The 16,959-nt window shown below is 69.7% G+C and carries 13 protein-coding genes; 8 read left to right on the forward strand and 5 right to left on the reverse strand.

Going from position 1 to position 16,959, the window contains the following annotated elements; genetic code table 11:
- Nucleotides 1–9: 9 nt before the first annotated feature.
- Complete coding sequence (locus VF557_11440; protein HEX8080816.1) at nt 10–2,274, forward strand: tetratricopeptide repeat protein; 2,265 nt, start codon at nt 10–12, stop codon at nt 2,272–2,274.
- A 38-nt stretch (nt 2,275–2,312) separates the two neighbouring features.
- Here the strand turns inward: VF557_11440 and sucD are convergent, their stop codons facing one another.
- The 3 genes from sucD to VF557_11455 form a co-directional block, all read right to left on the reverse strand.
- Nucleotides 2,313–3,197 (reverse strand): succinate--CoA ligase subunit alpha, encoded by an 885-nt coding sequence (gene sucD / locus VF557_11445; protein HEX8080817.1) that lies wholly within the window; start codon nt 3,195–3,197, stop codon nt 2,313–2,315.
- A 13-nt stretch (nt 3,198–3,210) separates the two neighbouring features.
- Nucleotides 3,211–4,380: an ADP-forming succinate--CoA ligase subunit beta gene (gene sucC, locus VF557_11450; GenBank protein ID HEX8080818.1), complete on the reverse strand. Its 1,170-nt coding sequence runs from the start codon at nt 4,378–4,380 to the stop codon at nt 3,211–3,213.
- A gap of 170 nt (nt 4,381–4,550) precedes the next feature.
- Nucleotides 4,551–4,955: a cobalamin B12-binding domain-containing protein gene (locus VF557_11455; GenBank protein ID HEX8080819.1), complete on the reverse strand. Its 405-nt coding sequence runs from the start codon at nt 4,953–4,955 to the stop codon at nt 4,551–4,553.
- A gap of 213 nt (nt 4,956–5,168) precedes the next feature.
- On the opposite strand from VF557_11455, the gene VF557_11460 reads away from it, so the two are divergent.
- The 6 genes from VF557_11460 to VF557_11485 all read left to right on the forward strand — a co-directional run bounded on the left by VF557_11460 (nt 5,169) and on the right by VF557_11485 (nt 12,437).
- Nucleotides 5,169–6,050: an alpha/beta fold hydrolase gene (locus VF557_11460; protein ID HEX8080820.1), complete on the forward strand. Its 882-nt coding sequence runs from the start codon at nt 5,169–5,171 to the stop codon at nt 6,048–6,050.
- A 155-nt stretch (nt 6,051–6,205) separates the two neighbouring features.
- Entirely contained in the window at nt 6,206–7,294 is a 1,089-nt protein-coding gene (locus VF557_11465; protein HEX8080821.1) for a M23 family metallopeptidase, read from the forward strand.
- Nucleotides 7,295–7,379: 85 nt separating this feature from the next.
- A complete protein-coding gene (locus VF557_11470) occupies nt 7,380–8,648 on the forward strand; it encodes a glycosyltransferase family 87 protein (GenBank protein ID HEX8080822.1) in 1,269 nt (422 codons plus the stop codon).
- Entirely contained in the window at nt 8,621–10,117 is a 1,497-nt protein-coding gene (locus VF557_11475; GenBank protein ID HEX8080823.1) for a DUF2079 domain-containing protein, read from the forward strand. Before VF557_11470 ends, VF557_11475 begins: the two co-directional genes overlap by 28 nt.
- 1,275 nt (nt 10,118–11,392) lie before the next feature.
- On the forward strand, nt 11,393–11,752 hold the full coding sequence (locus tag VF557_11480) for a cyclophilin-like fold protein (GenBank protein HEX8080824.1): 360 nt from the start codon (nt 11,393–11,395) through the stop codon (nt 11,750–11,752).
- The gene (locus VF557_11485) at nt 11,745–12,437 is read left to right on the forward strand and encodes a sugar O-acetyltransferase (GenBank protein ID HEX8080825.1); all 693 of its coding nucleotides are present in this window, start codon (nt 11,745–11,747) and stop codon (nt 12,435–12,437) included. The genes VF557_11480 and VF557_11485 overlap by 8 nt, the downstream gene beginning before the upstream one ends.
- Here VF557_11485 and pcrA read toward each other — a convergent pair.
- Nucleotides 12,427–14,883: a DNA helicase PcrA gene (gene pcrA, locus VF557_11490; protein HEX8080826.1), complete on the reverse strand. Its 2,457-nt coding sequence runs from the start codon at nt 14,881–14,883 to the stop codon at nt 12,427–12,429. The genes VF557_11485 and pcrA overlap by 11 nt on opposite strands.
- A 489-nt stretch (nt 14,884–15,372) precedes the next feature.
- Here pcrA and VF557_11495 point away from each other — a divergent pair, with 489 nt between their 5' ends.
- Complete coding sequence (locus tag VF557_11495; GenBank protein HEX8080827.1) at nt 15,373–16,185, forward strand: hypothetical protein; 813 nt, start codon at nt 15,373–15,375, stop codon at nt 16,183–16,185.
- Between the two features lie 97 nt (nt 16,186–16,282).
- Here the strand turns inward: VF557_11495 and VF557_11500 are convergent, their stop codons facing one another.
- Entirely contained in the window at nt 16,283–16,954 is a 672-nt protein-coding gene (locus VF557_11500; GenBank protein ID HEX8080828.1) for a response regulator transcription factor, read from the reverse strand.
- Nucleotides 16,955–16,959 lie beyond the last annotated feature (5 nt).

Raw genomic sequence — 16,959 nt, forward strand, 5'->3', positions numbered from 1 at the left:
GGAGTGGTGATGTCACCCGATCAACCCAACCGACGCCCCGATCACCAGGTGGTGCTGGGCGCTCATCAACGTGACCGTGCCGCGGGCATCGCCGAGCTGCCCTCGCTCGCGCTGGTGGCCCCGCCGATCTCGGCCCATCGCCGGCTCCGCGGGCCCTACACCGCGACTGGTCAACTGATGCGCGTACTGGCGCCAGAGGCGTTGCGCCGCTGGCCTGAGCTGGTGCATGCCCACCAGATCGAGCTGCTCTGCGTGTCACCGGAACTGCGTGAGCTGGTTCCGGCGACCCTCGAGACCTTGACGTCGCTGGCGATTCCAAACGAGCGAACCCGGTTCTATTCCCGGATGCGGACCCTGCGACTGGCCCATGGACTGGTGGAGTTCGTCGGCGAGCATCTCCGGCGGCTCGGCGACGGCCCCGGCCGGCTGCTCATCGACGACGTGCACGAAGCCGACCCGACCGACCAGGAATTCCTGGCTGTCCTGTTGCGCCGCATCGACCCGGAGTTGCTGAACGTCGTGCTCGGCTGCACTCCGGATTTCTTCGAGCTGAGCGATGACCGGCCCGGTCCCGAAGTCACCGCTCCGCTGGCCGGGGGGCTGCCCGCGGCACTGCGGCGGCACTGCCAGTCGATCCGCACCGAACCGGCAGCGGCGCAGGACCAGAGCACCGAAGACGACCTCACCCTCGCGCGGCGCTTCGTGGCCGGCGACGGGGTGGACGACGATCCCCAGGTGCTCGCGGCCTGCTCGCGGCTGGACCCTCGCCAGCTAGCCGAACTGCACGACGAGCGGGCCGATGAGCTCAAGGCGACCGGCGATCGCTCCAGCGTGTACGGCGCGATCCCGTATCACCGCGAACACGGCGCCCAACCCCGCGAAGTGGTCCTGGCGGCGCTGTTCAAAGCCATGGAACACGGGATGTTGATGGGCTTCTACGACAGCTGCATCGACATGTGCCACCGTGGCCGCGCGCTGCTGGACCCCGAGGTCGACTCCGCGGGCGACACCGATCTCTGGTGGACCTTCACCGCCAAGCTGCCGACGTCGCTGTCGATCCTGGGACGAGGCGAGGAAGCCGAATTGCTCTGCGAGAAGACCCGCGCCGAGTCCCGCAATCCACTGCTCCACATCCAGTTCGCCTATGCCTCGGCGATGCTCTACACCCGGCACCTGCAGACCGAGCGCCGCGATGACGAGCGCGCGTTGGGCTGGATCAACATCGCGATCGCGATCTCCTCACTGGTGCCCGATCCGAAACAGCGTGCGTTCCACTCGGTCTTCAACTACAACGGGCTGGCGCTGATCGAAGCGCACCGCGGCCGGCCGCTGCGCGCCCTGGAACTGGTCACCATCGGGCTGGAGCAGCTGGACGAGCAACTCGAGCCCGGCGAGCACGAGTTGCACCGGTCGGTGCTGCGATACAACCGGGCACAGGTGCTGGCCGGCCTGGGGCGGGTCGAGGAGGCGTTGCAGGAGTACCAGACCGTCCTTGAATCGGACCCCAACTACCCGGAGTACCACTTCGACATCGGCAACCTGCTGCGCCGGCTGGGCCGGGATGACGAGGCGCTCGCGGAATACGAGACCACCATGACGCTCAGCCCGCCGTTCCCCGAGGTGTATTACAACCGAGCCGACATCTACGCCGCTGCCGGTGACTTCGACGCGGCCTTGAAGGATTTCGACTACGTCCTCGAGCTGAACCCCGAGCATGTCGACGCCCTGCTCAACCGGGCCGGGATCCTGGCCGACCTGGAACGGCCGGCCGAAGCGAGCCGGGACGTCGAGGCCGGCCTGGCGCTGGAGCCGCGCAACCCGCACCTGCTCAGCCTGCGGGCCCGGCTCGCCCTGGAGTCCGGTGACCTGGCCACCGCCCGCACCGTGATCTCCGACGCGCTGGCGGTCGACCCGGCGATGCCGCAGGCCTGGGCGCTGAGCGGGGCGATCGAGTACGAAGCCGGCGACTTCGAGGCCGCCATCGACAACCTGTCGCGCGCGGCCGAGCTCGCGCCCGACGCCGACGTCCTGTTCAACCGGGGCAGCGTCCGGCAAGCGGTCGGCCAGTGGGCTCTGGCGATCGAGGACTTCGACGCGGTCCTTGCGCTGGCCCCGGAGGAGACCCAGGCCTGGCTACGACGCGCTCAATGCCGAGACGCGCTGGGCGATCACGCCGGAGCGGCTGCTGACGCCGCTCGCAGTACGGCGCTGGAACCCGACCTGGCGGCCGAGGCTGCCGAACTCAGATCCGACGCGGTGCCGGTCAGCGGCTGAGCAGGTCAGCTACCGCGCCGCCAGGAGCCGGGACTCGCTCAGGAGCCGAGCAGCTCCCGCATCAGCCGGGCCGCCTCGCTGGGCGTCCGGCCGACCTTGACGCCGGCGGCCTCCAAGGCTTCCTTCTTCGCCTGCGCCGTACCTGACGAGCCCGACACGATCGCGCCCGCGTGCCCCATCGTCTTGCCCTCCGGCGCGGTGAACCCGGCGACGTAGCCGACCACCGGCTTGGTGATGTGCTCGGTGATGTAGGCAGCCGCCCGCTCCTCGGCGTCGCCGCCGATCTCGCCGATCATCACGATGGCCTCGGTGTCGGGGTCGTCCTGAAAGGCCTGCAGGCAGTCGATGTGGGTGGTGCCGATCACCGGGTCGCCGCCGATGCCCACCGCTGAGGAGAAGCCGAGGTCACGCAGCTCGAACATCATCTGATAGGTCAGGGTGCCGGACTTGGACACCAGCCCGATCGGTCCGGAGCTCGTGATGTCAGCCGGGATGATGCCGGCGTTGGACTTGCCGGGGCTGATCAGGCCCGGGCAGTTCGGGCCGATGATCCGGGTCTGGGAGCCCTTGCTGACGTTGTAGGCCCAGGCCGAGGTGGAGTCGTGCACCGGCACGCCCTCGGTGATCACCACGCACAGCCCGATGCCGGCGTCGATGGCCTCGATGATGGCGCCCTTGGTGAACGCCGGCGGCACGAACAGCACCGAGACGTCGGCGCCGGTCTTGGCCATCGCGTCGGCGACCGAGCCGAACACCGGCACGTCGGTGCCGTCGACGTCCACGGTCGAGCCGGCCTTGCGCGGGTTCACCCCGCCGACGATGTCGGTGCCCGAGGCCAGCATCCGGCGGGTGTGCTTCATGCCCTCCGAGCCGGTCATGCCCTGGACGATGACCTTGGACTCCGCGGTGAGAAAGATCGCCATGACTCAGGCTCCTCTAGTTGGCACTGTGTGCGAGCTGGGCGGCCTTGTCGGCGCCGTCGTCCATGGTGTCGGCCAGCGTGACCAACGGGTGCGCCGCCTGGGTCAGGATCCGCCGGCCCTCCTCGACGTTGTTGCCGTCCAGCCGGACCACCAGCGGCTTGGTCGCCGAACCGCCCAGCATGCCCAGCGCGGCCACGATGCCGTTGGCCACCGCGTCGCAGGAGGTGATGCCGCCGAAGACGTTGACGAACACGGAGCGGACCGCCGGGTCGCCCAGGATGATCTCGAGGCCGCTGGCCATCACCTCGGCCGACGCGCCGCCGCCGATGTCGAGGAAGTTGGCGGGCTTGACGCCGCCATGGGCCTCACCTGCGTAGGCGACGACGTCCAGCGTCGACATCACCAGGCCGGCGCCGTTGCCGATGATGCCGACCTCACCGTCGAGCTTGACGTAGTTGAGGCCCTTCGCCTTGGCCTTGGCCTCCAGCGGGTCGGCGGCCGCGACGTCCTCCAGGTCGGCGTTGCCGGCCTGCCGGAAGTCGGCGTTCTCGTCGAGGGAGACCTTGCCGTCCAGCGCCACCACGTCTCCTGAGGCAAGCCGGGCCAGCGGGTTGATCTCGACCAGGGTCGCGTCCTGCGCCACGAAGACCTGCCAGAGCTTCACCACGGTCTCGGCGGTGCCCTCGATCACCTCGGCCGGAAAGTTGGCCTCGGTCAGGATCTCGGTGGCCTTGGCCAGGTCCACCCCGGCCATCGCGTCGACCGGCACCTTGGCCAACGCCTCGGGCCGCTCGACGGCCAGCTCCTCGATATCCATGCCGCCCTCGGCCGACGCCATCGCCAGGAAGGTGCGGTTGGACCGGTCGAGCAGGAAGGAGAAGTAGTACTCGGCCTCGATCTGGGCGCCGGGGTCGATCAGCACCCGGTGCACGGTGTGGCCCTTGATGTCCATGCCGAGGATGGCCCGGGCCGCCTCTTCAGCCTCGTCGGGGGTCTTGGCCAGCTTCACGCCGCCGGCCTTGCCGCGGCCACCGGTCTTGACCTGGGCCTTGACGACCACCACGCCGCCGATTCGCTCGGCTACCTCGCGGGCCTGCTCGGGAGTGTCGGCGGTCTCACCCAGGCCGACCGGAACACCGTGCGCGGCGAAGAGCTGCTTCGCCTGGTACTCGAACAGGTCCACGAGTTCTATTCCGTCCTCTCGACATGCCGGGAGTTGCCGTGCATCAGCTAGTCAGGCTAGCCCGTCGCCAGGGACGTCCCTAAACCCGCGGACGTGATCTTCGCCAACTGTCGCGCGAACCTCGCCCGCTACCGCGTGATCCTTGCCGGCTACCGCGTGATCTTTGCCGGCTACTGGACGCCGGCGCCGACGTTGTCGCGCACCCAGTTGACGATCTCTTCCATGGTCGCGCCCGGCGTGAACACCTTCGCCACCCCGAGCCGGTGCAGCTCGGGCAGGTCGGCCTCAGGGATGATGCCGCCGCCGAAGACCACCACGTCGGTGACCTCGCGCTCGGCCAGCAGCTCGGTCAGCCGGCGGAACAGCGTCATGTGCGCGCCGGAGAGCACCGACAGCCCGACGCAGTCGGCGTCCTCCTGGATCACCGTCTCCACGATCTGCTCCGGGGTCTGGTGCAGGCCGGTGTAGATGACCTCCATGCCGGCATCGCGTAATGCCCGGGCCACCACCTTGGCGCCCCGGTCATGTCCGTCCAGGCCCGGCTTGGCCACGACCACCCGGATCCGCTCACCCATGTTCACTCCCGATCTCGTCCGTGCCCCTACACCGGTGACTTGCGCGGCTTCAAGCGCCGAGAAAGCTCCTAGGGAGGGTATGCCCACCAGCCGGCGCCCGCGCCACGCCTGCCGTTTCCAATCGCGGTGATCCGGACCGTTGTGTAAGAGTGGTTAACAGCGAGTAGCCGGTATGACTTCAGAGCGGATTGCCTCCAGAGCGGGATTGTGCCGATGTCTGTGCGGGGTTGGGTGTCGCGGGGCCCGGTGCTGCTCCGGCGCACCCCGGCCGCGCTGGCCAACGGCGCGCTGGCCGCCGGCCAGGAACTCATCTGGCTGACCGCGCACGCGCTGACCTACCCGGTAGGGCTGCTGGCCGAGCAGGTCGCGCTGGAGGACTCCCGCTACCGGACCGACACCCTGTCACCGCTCACCCGGGGACTGATCCTGGCCGACGTCACCGCCGCCGGACGGCCGGTGGTGCTGGTGCACGGCATCGGCGACAACCGCTCGGCCTTCACCATCCTGCGCCGCGCCCTGCGCCGGCGCGGGTTCGGCAGGATCGTCACCGTCAACTACTCGCCGCTGACCTCCGACGTCCGCAAGGCCGCGGCCGACCTGGCCAGCCAGGTGGAGCGGGTCTGCCAGCAGTCCGGCTACGAGCAGGTGTTCCTGGTGGGGCACTCCCTCGGCGGCATCATCGCCCGCTACTACGTGCAGTGCCTGGCCGGCGACGCCCGGGTCAGCACCCTGGTCACCCTCGGCTCGCCGCACGCTGGCAGCCAGCTGGCCCGGATGGCCCCACTGCTGGTCGGCCGGCAGCTGCGGCCGAACTCCGAGCTGATGCGTGAGCTGGCCGGGCCGGCGCGTTGCAGCACCCGGTTCGTGGCCATCTACTCCGACCTGGACGCGGTGGTGCCGCACCGCAGCGCCCGGCTGGAGCACCCGGACCTGCTGGTCACCGCCCTGCGGGTGCGCGGGGTGGGGCACCTGTCGCTGCTGGCCAACAGCACGGTGGCGCACGCCATAGTGGCCGCCCTGACCACCGAGACCGGCCTGCCGGCCGACCGTCCGGAGCGGAGTTCGACCGACGGCGCGCCGATGCCGGCAGGGTGATTTGCTGCAGACAGAAGCCGTACGTTACGGTCGGGCTCGCGTCCCCTTAACATCATGTCGAACGATCAACTACTTCGAACGTGCCGGGATGTCGTTGCGCATCTAAGTGCGCGTTCACCCTGCAGGGCATGGATCGAAGGTACGGAGGAAGCTGAGTGGGACGTCATAGCGCGCCCCGTTCGCCCGCACCTCTGATACCCGAAGAACCCGTCAAGAGCGGCCCCCGGCACGCCCGGCCGGTCGCTGCTCGCCAGTTCGCTGTCCGAGGCATCCTCGGTGGCCCGCCGGCCGGCCCAGGTCACCATTCCAGCGCGCTGCACCGCTCCGGCCACCATTCCAGCGCGCTTTCCCGCCCAGCCCATCACCGGGCCGCGACCCCGGCGCAGCCCAACCGGCCTCCGCTGTGGCGGCGCTCCCCGGCGGTGCCGGCCGCGGTGGCCGTCCTCGCGGTGTGGAGCAGCGCCAACCTCCCGCAGATGCTGAGCAGCGGGCATGCCGGCTCCGGCGCTCGGGCCGCCAGTTCCGAAGTCGAGCGCAACACCCTGGCCGCCGCCGGCACTGGCCTCGGCGGGGGCGGGCTGGCCGGCGGCGAGGGGTCCGATGCCGACGGCGGTTCCACCGCCGAGGATGTCAACACCATGGTCGCCGCGGCGCGGCTGGCCGCTGACCGCCGGGTGTCCCGGGGCGATCGGACGCCGCTCGGCGCCGCCTTGAAGGCGCCGGCCCGCAAGGCGACCGCGGTCAAGCCGGCCCGCAAGGCGACCGCTGTCAAGCCGGCCACGAAACCCGCCGCACCCGCCAAGGCTGCCCAAGCCGCCCAAGCCGCTGTCGGTCGCTGGGTGCGGCCCAGCGCCGGCGGGCAATCCTCCTGCTTCTGCATGCGCTGGGGCAGGATGCACGACGGCATCGACCTGGCCGGCCCGAACGGCTCACCGATCGTGGCGGTCGGCGACGGCGTGGTGGTCGAGTCCGGCCCGGCGGCCGGCTACGGGATGTGGGTGGTGATCAGGCACTCCAACGGTGACTACAGCGTCTATGCCCACATGTACCGGACCTACGTCTCGGTCGGCGAGCACGTCCGGGCCGGCCGGCACATCGCCGATATCGGGTCCAACGGCTACTCAACCGGCCCGCACCTGCACTTCGAGATCGCCAAGGGCAGCCCCACCGGGCCCCGCGTCGATCCGGCGCCCTGGCTCAGGGCCCGTGGTGTCGAGGTCGGCCCATACAACCCGAACGCCTGAGAGCCGAGCTCAGCTCCATCGGCGATACTGCCAGGGCAGCGGCCGGTGACACCTGCCGAGCACGACACAGGGGGTGGCCAGGGCGATGAGCAGCTCCAGCGCGCTCAGGCGCCGGCCGCTACGCCAGCTCGAGCTGCCCTCGGCCATCGTCGCCCAGGGCCGGCACGCGATCGTGATGTGGTGGTTGCTCTCACGCTCGCTGACCCTGACCATCCTGGTGTTCGGGCACGAGGGCGACGTCACCGGCGACCCCAAGTACTACGCGCGCAGCCTGCACCAGCTGTTCGAGGGCGGCGGCCTGCGCAACACCCTGCAGGAGTACCCGCTGCCGGTGTTCCTGGTGATCCTTCCCCAATTCCTGCTGGGGTTTCTCAATCAGGTCGCCTTCAGCATCCTGTTCGCGCTGTCCATGCTCGCCGTGGACGCGGTGTTCACCCGCTTCCTGTGGCGAGGTGACGGCCGCCGGCGCGGCGACGCGACCAACCTGTGGCTGTGGTTCGTTCCCGCGATCGGGCCGCTGGCCTACTTCCGCTTCGACCTGGTGCCCGCCGTGCTGGCCGGCGGCGCGGTCCTGGTCGCGATCCGCCGGCCGGCGGTGGCCGGCGCGCTGACCGCGTTCGGGGCCGCCCTGAAGCTGTGGCCGGTGGTGATGCTGCCCACCTTCCTGATCCGGCGAGGGGACCGCCGGCAGGTGCTGGCCGGCTTCTTCGGCACCGCGATCCTGATCGGCGGCGCCGCCGTGGCGCTCGGCGGCATCGAGCGGACCCTGTCACCGCTGCGCTGGCAGTCTGCTCGCGGCCTGCAGATCGAGTCGATCGCCGCCACCCCGCTGATGCTGGCCAGGATGATGGATCCGGTCGGCACCTGGGAGGTGCGGCTTTCGCAGTACAAGGCCTTCGAGATCTTCGGCCCCGGCGTGCACCTGGCCAGCCAGCTGACCAGCGTGCTGACGGTGCTCGGCGGGCTGCTGCTGGTGACGCTCTGGTGGCGGGCGCACTCGGCCCCGGCGCCCTCGGCCGAGACGCTCGGCTGGATCTTCCTGGCGACCACGCTGATCGTCACGGTCACCAACAAGACCCTGAGCCCGCAGTACCTGCTGTGGCTGGGCGGTCCGGCGGCCGCCCTGGCCGTCCGGGCGCCGGCCAACCCGGCGGTGCGCACCTTCGCCCGGGTGCTGCTGGTCACCGCGGTGGCGACCCAGCTGGTCTTTCCGGTCGGTTACAACGCGCTGCTCAAGACCCACTCGAACATGTGGCTGGTGACCCTGGACCTGGCGCTGCGCAACGTCTTGCTGGTGTGGCTGACCTGGTATGCGGTGCGCCAGGTGTGGATCCAGACCCGGCGGCGGCAGTGACCCCGCTGGCCCAGGCGGCCCGGTCGGTCCGGTCGGCCCGGGCCCGGATGAGCGCGCACTGGCAGGTCACACTGCTGACGGCGCTGCTGTTCACGGCCTACAGCGGCTACGCCGTGACCAGGCACGCCACCTACTTGACCGCGGGCTATGACCTGGGGATCTTCGACCAGGCGGTGCGCAACTACGCCCGCTTCCGGACGCCCGAGGTGCCGCTCAAGGGCACCGACTACAACATCCTGGCCGACCACTTCCACCCGATCATCGCGCTGGCCGCGCCGCTGTACTGGATCTGGAACAGCCCGAACGTCCTGCTGGTGCTGCAGGTGGCGCTGATCGCGGCCTCGGTGCCGGTGGTCTACTCGTTCGCGCTGCGCCGGATGGCACGCGGCGGGGCGCTGGTGGTCGCGGTGTCCTACTCGTGCGGCTGGGCGATCCAGGCCATGATCGACTTCGATTTTCACGAGGTCGCCTGGGGTGTGCCGATCCTGGCGGTGGCGATCGATGCCCTGGACCGCCGTGATGACCGGACGCTGCTGATCTCGGCCGGGCTGCTGATGCTGGTGCGCGAGGACATGGGCGCGGTGCTGGTGATGCTCGGGCTGCTGCGGATGTCGCACCGGCCGCGGCGCACCGGCTACCTGCTGGTCGGGGCAGGCGTCGCCGGCTACCTGCTGGTGACCTCGGTGATCATCCCGGCCTTCGCCGCGAACGGGCAGTTCGCCTACTGGACCTTCGACGCGCTCGGAGAGGACCTGCCGCACGCCCTGCTCAACATCGTTCTGCACCCGGTGCGCACCGTCGAGTTGCTGTTCACCCCGGCAGTCAAGGCCCAGACCCTGGCCTATTTCTTCGTTCCGCTGGCGCTGCTGCCACTGCGCTCGCGCTACGCGCTGATCGCGGTGCCGCTGCTGGCCCAGCGGTTCTTCAACTCCCGTGACCACCTGTGGACGACGCACTTTCATTACAACGCGCTGCCCTGGCTGGTGCTGGTGCTGGCGATGGTCGACGGCGGCGCCCGGCTCGGAATCTGGAGCAGGCCCCGGCTCAACCGCCTGATGCTGGCCTGGCTGCTCATCGTCCCGATCTACCTGACCGCGGTCGCCAACATCACCGCACCGGTTCTCCGTCGGATGCTGATCGGCTCGGCGTGGGAGATGAACGCGCACCTGCGCGCCCAGCAGGCCGCGGTGCGCCAGGTGCCACGTGATGTCTGCGTGTCGGTCGATGACCGCCTTGCCACCAAGCTGACCAGGACCAACCGGGTGACGCTGCCCGGCATCCCCACCCCGAGGAACGACTTCGTGGTGCTGGACATGTCCCAGGAGCAGGTGGGCTTTCCGCTGGACTCACCACAGAAGGTGCTGGCCGACTCGCGGGCGGCCGGCTTCGTGCAGGTGTTCGCCCAGGGTGACCTGCTGGTGTTGCGCTCCCCCGACTACACCGGTCCTTCCAGCCTCTGCCGGCCGTGACCCGCGCTCTTGCTGACAGCCGGCGCGGCCCACGACGCGAGAAGGCCGAGCCGCTCGGCGGACGGGGATCCAGGCTCGGCCGTGTAGACGATGAGCGCGAGGCCGGGCTCGGCGGTGATGGCGAGTTCCTCGTAGGCGAGGTGAGCTCGCCCACGACGGGGTGGCAGAACCTCTTGGTGCCGGTGCCGTGGGTGCGGACGTTGTGGTCGGCCCACAGTCGCCTGAACGTCTCGCTGCGCGTGGAGAGTTCGCCGACGAGGTCCTGGAGGCCGCGGTCGTGCGGGTTGCGGCCGGCCTCAGCCCGCATGACGCCGACGCACATCTCGGCGAAGAGGTCCCAGTCCGGGTAGAAGTCTCGCGAGGCAGGGTCGAGGAACTGGAACCGGGCCAGGTTCGGCGTGCGGCCACCGTCGCCCAGGACGGGCGAGTAGAACCCTCGGCCGAGGGTGTTGGTGACCAGAAGGTTCTGGTGCGAGTCGCGGACGAACGCGACGCCGTGGGTGATGGCCTCCAAGGCCCACTGCAGGCTGGGCCGGGAGGCGGCCTTGGCCGGAGTGCGGCGCCTGGCACGACCTGACGTGGGGACGCCGTCGGCGGCTCGGGCGAGGTCGAGGAGGTGGGCGCGTTCGGTCTCGTCGAGCTGCAGCGCCCGGGCAAGGGATTCCAGGACGCCGGACGATGCGCCGGCGATCTGGCCCCGCTCGAGGCGGGCGTAGTACTCGACGCTGAGGCCCGCGAGGGTCGCGACCTCACTGCGCCGAAGTCCCGGAACTCGTCGGCTCCCAGTGGCCGGAAGCCCGGCCTGGTCCGGGGTGATGCGGGCGCGACGGGTGGTGAGGAACTCACGCACCTCGCGGCGAACGTCATGGCGGTTGTCCACGCCTTCGAGCGTAGGCCGCGCTGGGCCGCGGTCCGAGCGTGAGAGGTTCCCTGTCAATGCACCTCTCGACAGTGCCTTCCTCCCCTCTGCGGTGGCGGGTTCACTCGATGGGAGTGGGACGACTGCCCGCGAATGAAACTGAGCGCCGTACCGGAGAACCGATGCCCCCGAAACCCCTGTCACACACACTTCTGGCCACGGCACTGTCCGCAGTGGTCGGCCTGGCCGGTGTCGGGTGCGGCGCCGACGAGACCGGCTCCGGCCGGCCCGCGGCAGGTGCGTCCTCGACAGGTGCGCCCCCGACAGGTGCGCCCGCGGCAGGCGCGCCCCCGACAGCTAGCCCTACCCAGTCGCACAACCCGCCGCCGACCTCCGAGAGCCCGCAGGACGATCGCATGAGAATCAACATCACCATCGGCGAGCAGCGCTTTCAAGCCACGCTCTCCGACAGCGCCGCAGCCAGAGATCTTCTCGCCCAACTACCGGTGACCATCGACATGGCCGACCATGGCGGGGTCGAGAAGACCGGAGCCTTGCCGTCACCGCTCTCCCTGGACTCTCAGCCCGAGGGCGCGGACCCCGACGTGGGAGACCTCGGCTACTACGCCCCTGGCAATGACCTCGTCCTGTACTACGGCGACCAGGACTACTACTCCGGCATCGTGGTGCTGGGCCGGCTCGACGGGACCGCCGCGCAGCGAATCTCGGCCATGCAAGGCTCTGTCACGGCGACCGTCGAGGCCTTCGATGAGTGAGGGTCACCGCGGGCCCCGTGGACCGGTGGCGCTCTCCGGGCCGACCGGCGACGTGCCCGCTCCGGAGCTGCGGGACTTCCTCGACCACGTGAACCGCGGCGCGCTAATCGAAGGCGGCTCGAAGCACCACCGGTTTATGCACGGCGCAGCGCAGGACGCGCTGCGGATCGTCGCCCGGATCAACACCGGATACCGCACGCCCGAGGAAGTGCGAGAGCTGCTCGCCGAACTCACCGGCAAGCCGATCGACGACTCGGTCGCCGTGTTCCCCCCGTTCTACAGCGAGTTCGGCAAGAACCTGACCCTCGGCAAGGATGTCTTCATCAACATCGGGTGCCGTTTTCAGGACACCGGGGGGATCACGATCGGGGACGGTTCCCTGATCGGCCACGGCAGCACCCTGACAACCCTGAACCATGGCCTGGACCCCGATCGGCGGGCCGACATGATCCCCTCGCCGGTGAGGATCGGTCGCAAGGTGTGGCTCGGCGCCGGGGTGACGGTCCTTCCCGGCGTGAGGATCGGTGACGGCGCCATCGTCGGCGCCGGCTCGGTCGTGACCAAAGACGTGCCGGCCGACACAATCGTCGCCGGCGTTCCGGCCAAGCTCCTCCGGGCGACGGGCTTCGACGCCTTCGGAGCTGAGTCAGGACTTCGGACCGCCGAGACGACCGTTAGAGCTTGACCAGCGGCGCGAACCTCAGCACCAGCCACTTGCTGCCCAGCGAGCCGAAATCCACCTCGGCCTGGGCTTTCTCGGCGGTTCCGCGCAGCGCCACCACGGTGCCCATCCCGAAGCCGTCGTGGCTCACCCGGTCACCGACCTGCAGGCTGGGCATCGGCTTGCTGAGCTTGGCGGCGCCGAACGTCGAGGGTCCGGTGGCGGTCGCCTTTCGTTGCGGGCGCTGGGCCCGGTAGCCGTGGTCGGAGTACTGACCGGAGCCGGCGTCTTCGGGGTAGCCGGTGAAGGGCTGCCGGTCGACGGCGCCGCTCCACTGGACGTGCTCGATCGGCACCTCATCGAGAAAGCGGGACGGCGGGTTGAAGGCCGGCTGCCCCCACGAGGTGCGCGCGACCGCCCGGCTCAGGTACAGCCGCTGCCGGGCCCGGGTGATGCCGACGTAGGCCAGCCGCCGCTCCTCGGCCATCTCGCCGGGCTCGCCGAGGGTGCGCAGGTGCGGGAAGATCCCGTCCTCCATCCCGGCCAGGAACACCACCGGGAACTCCAGTCCCTTGGCGGTGTGCAGCGTCATCAGCGTGACCACGCCGCCGCTGGCGTCCGGGATGGAGTCGGCGTCGGCGACCAGCGAGACGTGCTCCAGAAAGGCGTCCAGGTCTGCCGGCTCGTCCAGCTGGGCGCGCTGCTCCTCGAACTCGGCGGCCACGCTGACCAGCTCGCGCAGGTTGTCGACCCGGCTCTCGTCCTGCGGGTCGTGGCTGGCTTCGAGCTCCTTGAGATAGCCGGTCCGGCTCAGCACCTCTTCGATGACGTTGCTGGGGGTGCCGTGCTCCTCGCTGGCCGCGATCTGTCGCAGGTCACCGAGCAGCCGGACGAACTCGGCGATCGCGTTCGCCGAGCGCGAGGCCAGGCCGGGGATGTGGTCGGCTCGGATCAGCGCCTCGGCGAACGGGATCTGCTCCTGGCTGGCGAAGGTCTCGACGAACAGCTCGGCCCGCTCGCCGATGCCGCGGCGCGGGGTGTTGAGGATCCGGCGCAGGCTCACCAGGTCGGTCGGGTTGGCGATCACCCGCAGGTAGGCCAGCGCGTCGCGGATCTCCTTGCGCTCGTAGAACCGGACGCCCCCGACGACCTTGTAGGGCAGGCCCAGCCGGATGAAGATGTCTTCGAACACCCGGGACTGGGCGTTGGTGCGGTAGAACACCGCCACGTCGGACGGCTTGGCGAACCCGGCGTCGCTGAGCTCATCGATCTTCTGCGCCACCCAGCGGGCCTCGTCATGCTCGTTCTCGGCGACGAAGCCCTCGATCTGCGCGCCGGCGCCGGCGTCGGACCACAGGTTCTTCGGCCGCCGGTCGGGGTTGCGGGCGATCACCGCGTTGGCGGCGCCGAGGATGGTCTGGGTGGAGCGGTAGTTCTGCTCCAGCAGGATGGTGGTGGCGTCGGGGTAGTCCCGCTCGAACTCGTCGATGTTGCGGATGGTCGCGCCGCGGAAGGCGTAGATCGACTGGTCGGCGTCACCGACCACGCACAGCTCGGCCGCCGGCAGGCCGCCCGCGCCGTCCGGCCCGGGCGGGACCGGCTTGCAGAGCTCGGAGACCAGGACGTACTGGGCGTGGTTGGTGTCCTGGTACTCATCGACCAGGACGTGGCGGAACCGGCGGCGGTAGTGCTCGGCCACCTCGGGCAAGCCCTGCAACAGGCTCACGGTGCGCATGATCAGATCGTCGAAGTCCAGCGCCTGGGACTCGGTGAGCCGGCTCTGGTAGCGCTGGTACACCTCGGCCAGCACCTTCTCGGGCGCGGTGCCGGCCTGCTCGGCGAAGCGGTCGGCCGGGATCAGCTCGTTCTTGAGGTTGGAGATCTGGACCGCCAGCGAGCGCGCCGGGTACCGCTTGGGGTCCAGGTTCAGCTCGCGCACCACCATCGTCAGCAGCCGGCGGGAGTCGTCGGCGTCATAGATGGTGAACGAGGACTTGAGGCCGATCAGCTTGGCCTGGGCGCGCAGGATGCGCACGCACATGGAGTGGAAGGTCAACACCCACATCGCGTTGGCGCGCCCGCCGATCAACTCCGCGACCCGGGTCTTCATCTCACCGGCCGCCTTGTTGGTGAAGGTGATGGCCAGGATCTCGCCGGGCGAGGCGGAGCGCGCGGTCAGCAGGTAACCGATCCGCTGGGTGAGCACCCGGGTCTTGCCCGAACCGGCGCCGGCCACGATCAGCAGCGGTGAGCCGGCGTGCTCGACCGCCCGGCGCTGCTGGGCGTTCAGCCCGGCCAGCAGGCTCTCGACCGACAGGCCGGTACGGCGGGCCGGCACTCTGGGCGGCTGCTCCGGCTCCTGATCCGGCGCGAGGGTGGGCACGTCGAACAGACCCGCGTCAGCTGCCACCGGAGCAGGTCGGCGGCGGGGCAGGTCGGTGGCGGTGGTGCGGGCGGCATCGGCGGTCATCGGGTCCCAGCCTACGACGGGCCACCGTCAGAACTGCGGGAATCTGCCCGACGTCGAGCGCCGCCACCACCGGCAAGAGTGAGGTTGCCGGCTGCGGCCGGCGGCGGTGCGGCCGAGGCAGGGGTCGACCCCGCCGCGATCGGCGTCCTGCGCGGCCAGATCGACGCCCTCGACAAGGCCATCGCCCGACTGGTCGCCGAGCGTATCCGGCTATCCGAGCGCATCCAGTCGGCCCGGCTGATTGCCGGCGGCACCCGAATGGAGCTGGGCCGTGAACGCACGATCCTCGGCACTACCGGACTAGGCTGGGCAACGAGGGCACCGCGCTTGCCGAGGCAGTGCTGTGGCTCTGCCGGGGCACTTGGTAGAGGCCGGAATACTCACTTCTCGCGGCCCTATTCCTTGCAGATATCTTCTGCGTCGGTTCCATGATGTGCGACTACTGCGGTGCGCCTCGCTCGGCGTACACGGATAAGCCACGCTATAGGCATGGGTGATCCTGACGAGGACGACAAAGCTAACAAGCCATCGCCAGGTACGGATGTGGCTAAGTGGCTGTTCATCAGCGCCGTAGGAGCGTTGATCCTGTCGACCGTCACTCAACTGCAGGCGGACTACAAGTGGACGGCGCTCGTGCCGTTGTGGGCTCTGGCTACTGTTGGCTTGGTCGTGTGGGGAAGTCGGCGCCCGGACACCCTCCCCCTCGTCCAACGCTTAACCCCAGTTGCCGCAGGCCTTGTCTACCTGGCAACAACGGTACTTCTCACGATTAATCCCGATATCCCGACTGTCTGGCGTGTCACCCTACCGGGGCTTGCCTTCGCCCTCTACGGCCTATCTGTGGCACTCACCGGAGAGTTGGATCGGCCGAGCTCAACGAGACGCATGCAGGCAGCCACTGTGGGAGGTGGTGTGGCGGCGCTCGGGTTGGGTGTGGCGGCGCTCGGGTTCGGTGTGGCGGTGCTGATGCACAGCGAGGTCGGATTCGGTGTGGCGGGGCTCGGGGCGGGGGTCGCGGCGCTCGGGATAGGCGTGGCGGCGCTGATGCACAGCGAGGTCGGATTCGGTGTGACGATGCTCGGGGCGGGGGTGGCGCTGCTCGGGATGGGGGCGGCGGCGCTGATGCACAGCGATGTCGGATTCGGTGTGGCGATGCTCGGGGCGGGGGTGGCGATGCTCGGGTTCGGTGTGGACTCGCTGATGCGCAGCGATATCGGGTTCGGTGTGGCGATGCTCGGGTTGGGTGTGGCGGTGCTGGGGTGGGGTGGGGCAGTGGTGAAGACCAGTCACAGCAGAGGCTAAGCAATCGGCGCGACGCATCCGATGGCGTGAGCAGTCCAATTTGATATTCGTTCGCTTCTCGCTCGTGCTCTCGCTGCGATGCAGCGCTAGTAGCGCCTCAGACGATCCGGCGGTCGGCCGCCCACCGGGTCAGCTGGTGGCGGGAGGACAGTTGCAGCTTGCGCAGCACGTTGGAGGCGTGGGTCTCCACCGTCTTGACCGAGATGAACAGCTCCGTACCGATCTCGCGGTAGGAGTAGCCGCGGGCCAGCAGCCGCATCACCTCCTGCTCCCTGGGGGTGAGCTGGTCCAGCTCCGGGTCGGTCGAGGTCACCGCGCCGCCGGGCCCGCCGCCGTCGCGGAAGGCGTCCAGGACGAAACCCGCCAGCCTGGGCGAGAACACCACGTCCCCGTCGGCCACCCGGCGGATCGCGTCGGTCAGGTCCGCGCCCGAGATGGTCTTGGTGACATAGCCGCGGGCGCCGGCCCGGATCACCGTGATCACGTCCTCGGCGGCGTCGGAGACCGACAGCGCCAGGAATTTGGTGTCGGGCAGCTCGGGCAGCACCGCGGCGACCACCGCCGGGCCGCCGCCGTCGGGCAGGTGCACGTCCAGCAGCACCACGTCCGGCGCGGTGTGCCGGATGACAGCGATGGCCTCGGCCACGCTGGCGGCCTCTCCCACGATGTCGAGGCCCGAGCCGATCTCGGCGCGGACGCCGGCCCGGAACATGGCATGGTCATCGACCAGCACTACCCGGGGCTGGCCCGGTCCCGCGTCTTTGCTCATCTCGC

Origin of the sequence: Jatrophihabitans sp. (assembly GCA_036389035.1) — a bacterium.
In the GTDB taxonomy this organism is placed as follows: Bacteria; Actinomycetota; Actinomycetes; order Mycobacteriales; family Jatrophihabitantaceae; genus Jatrophihabitans_A.

Excerpts from the sequence above, each read along its gene's own strand:
- VF557_11440 (HEX8080816.1), top strand. The coding sequence starts at position 10 with ATGTCACCCGATCAACCCAACCGACGCCCCGATCACCAGGTGGTGCTG.
- sucD (HEX8080817.1), bottom strand. The coding sequence starts at position 3,197 with ATGGCGATCTTTCTCACCGCGGAGTCCAAGGTCATCGTCCAGGGCATG.
- VF557_11455 (HEX8080819.1), bottom strand. The coding sequence starts at position 4,955 with ATGGGTGAGCGGATCCGGGTGGTCGTGGCCAAGCCGGGCCTGGACGGA.
- VF557_11460 (HEX8080820.1), top strand. The coding sequence starts at position 5,169 with ATGTCTGTGCGGGGTTGGGTGTCGCGGGGCCCGGTGCTGCTCCGGCGC.
- VF557_11470 (HEX8080822.1), top strand. The coding sequence starts at position 7,380 with ATGAGCAGCTCCAGCGCGCTCAGGCGCCGGCCGCTACGCCAGCTCGAG.
- VF557_11480 (HEX8080824.1), top strand. The coding sequence starts at position 11,393 with ATGAGAATCAACATCACCATCGGCGAGCAGCGCTTTCAAGCCACGCTC.
- VF557_11485 (HEX8080825.1), top strand. The coding sequence starts at position 11,745 with ATGAGTGAGGGTCACCGCGGGCCCCGTGGACCGGTGGCGCTCTCCGGG.
- pcrA (HEX8080826.1), bottom strand. The coding sequence starts at position 14,883 with ATGACCGCCGATGCCGCCCGCACCACCGCCACCGACCTGCCCCGCCGC.
- VF557_11495 (HEX8080827.1), top strand. The coding sequence starts at position 15,373 with ATGGGTGATCCTGACGAGGACGACAAAGCTAACAAGCCATCGCCAGGT.
- VF557_11500 (HEX8080828.1), bottom strand. The coding sequence starts at position 16,954 with ATGAGCAAAGACGCGGGACCGGGCCAGCCCCGGGTAGTGCTGGTCGAT.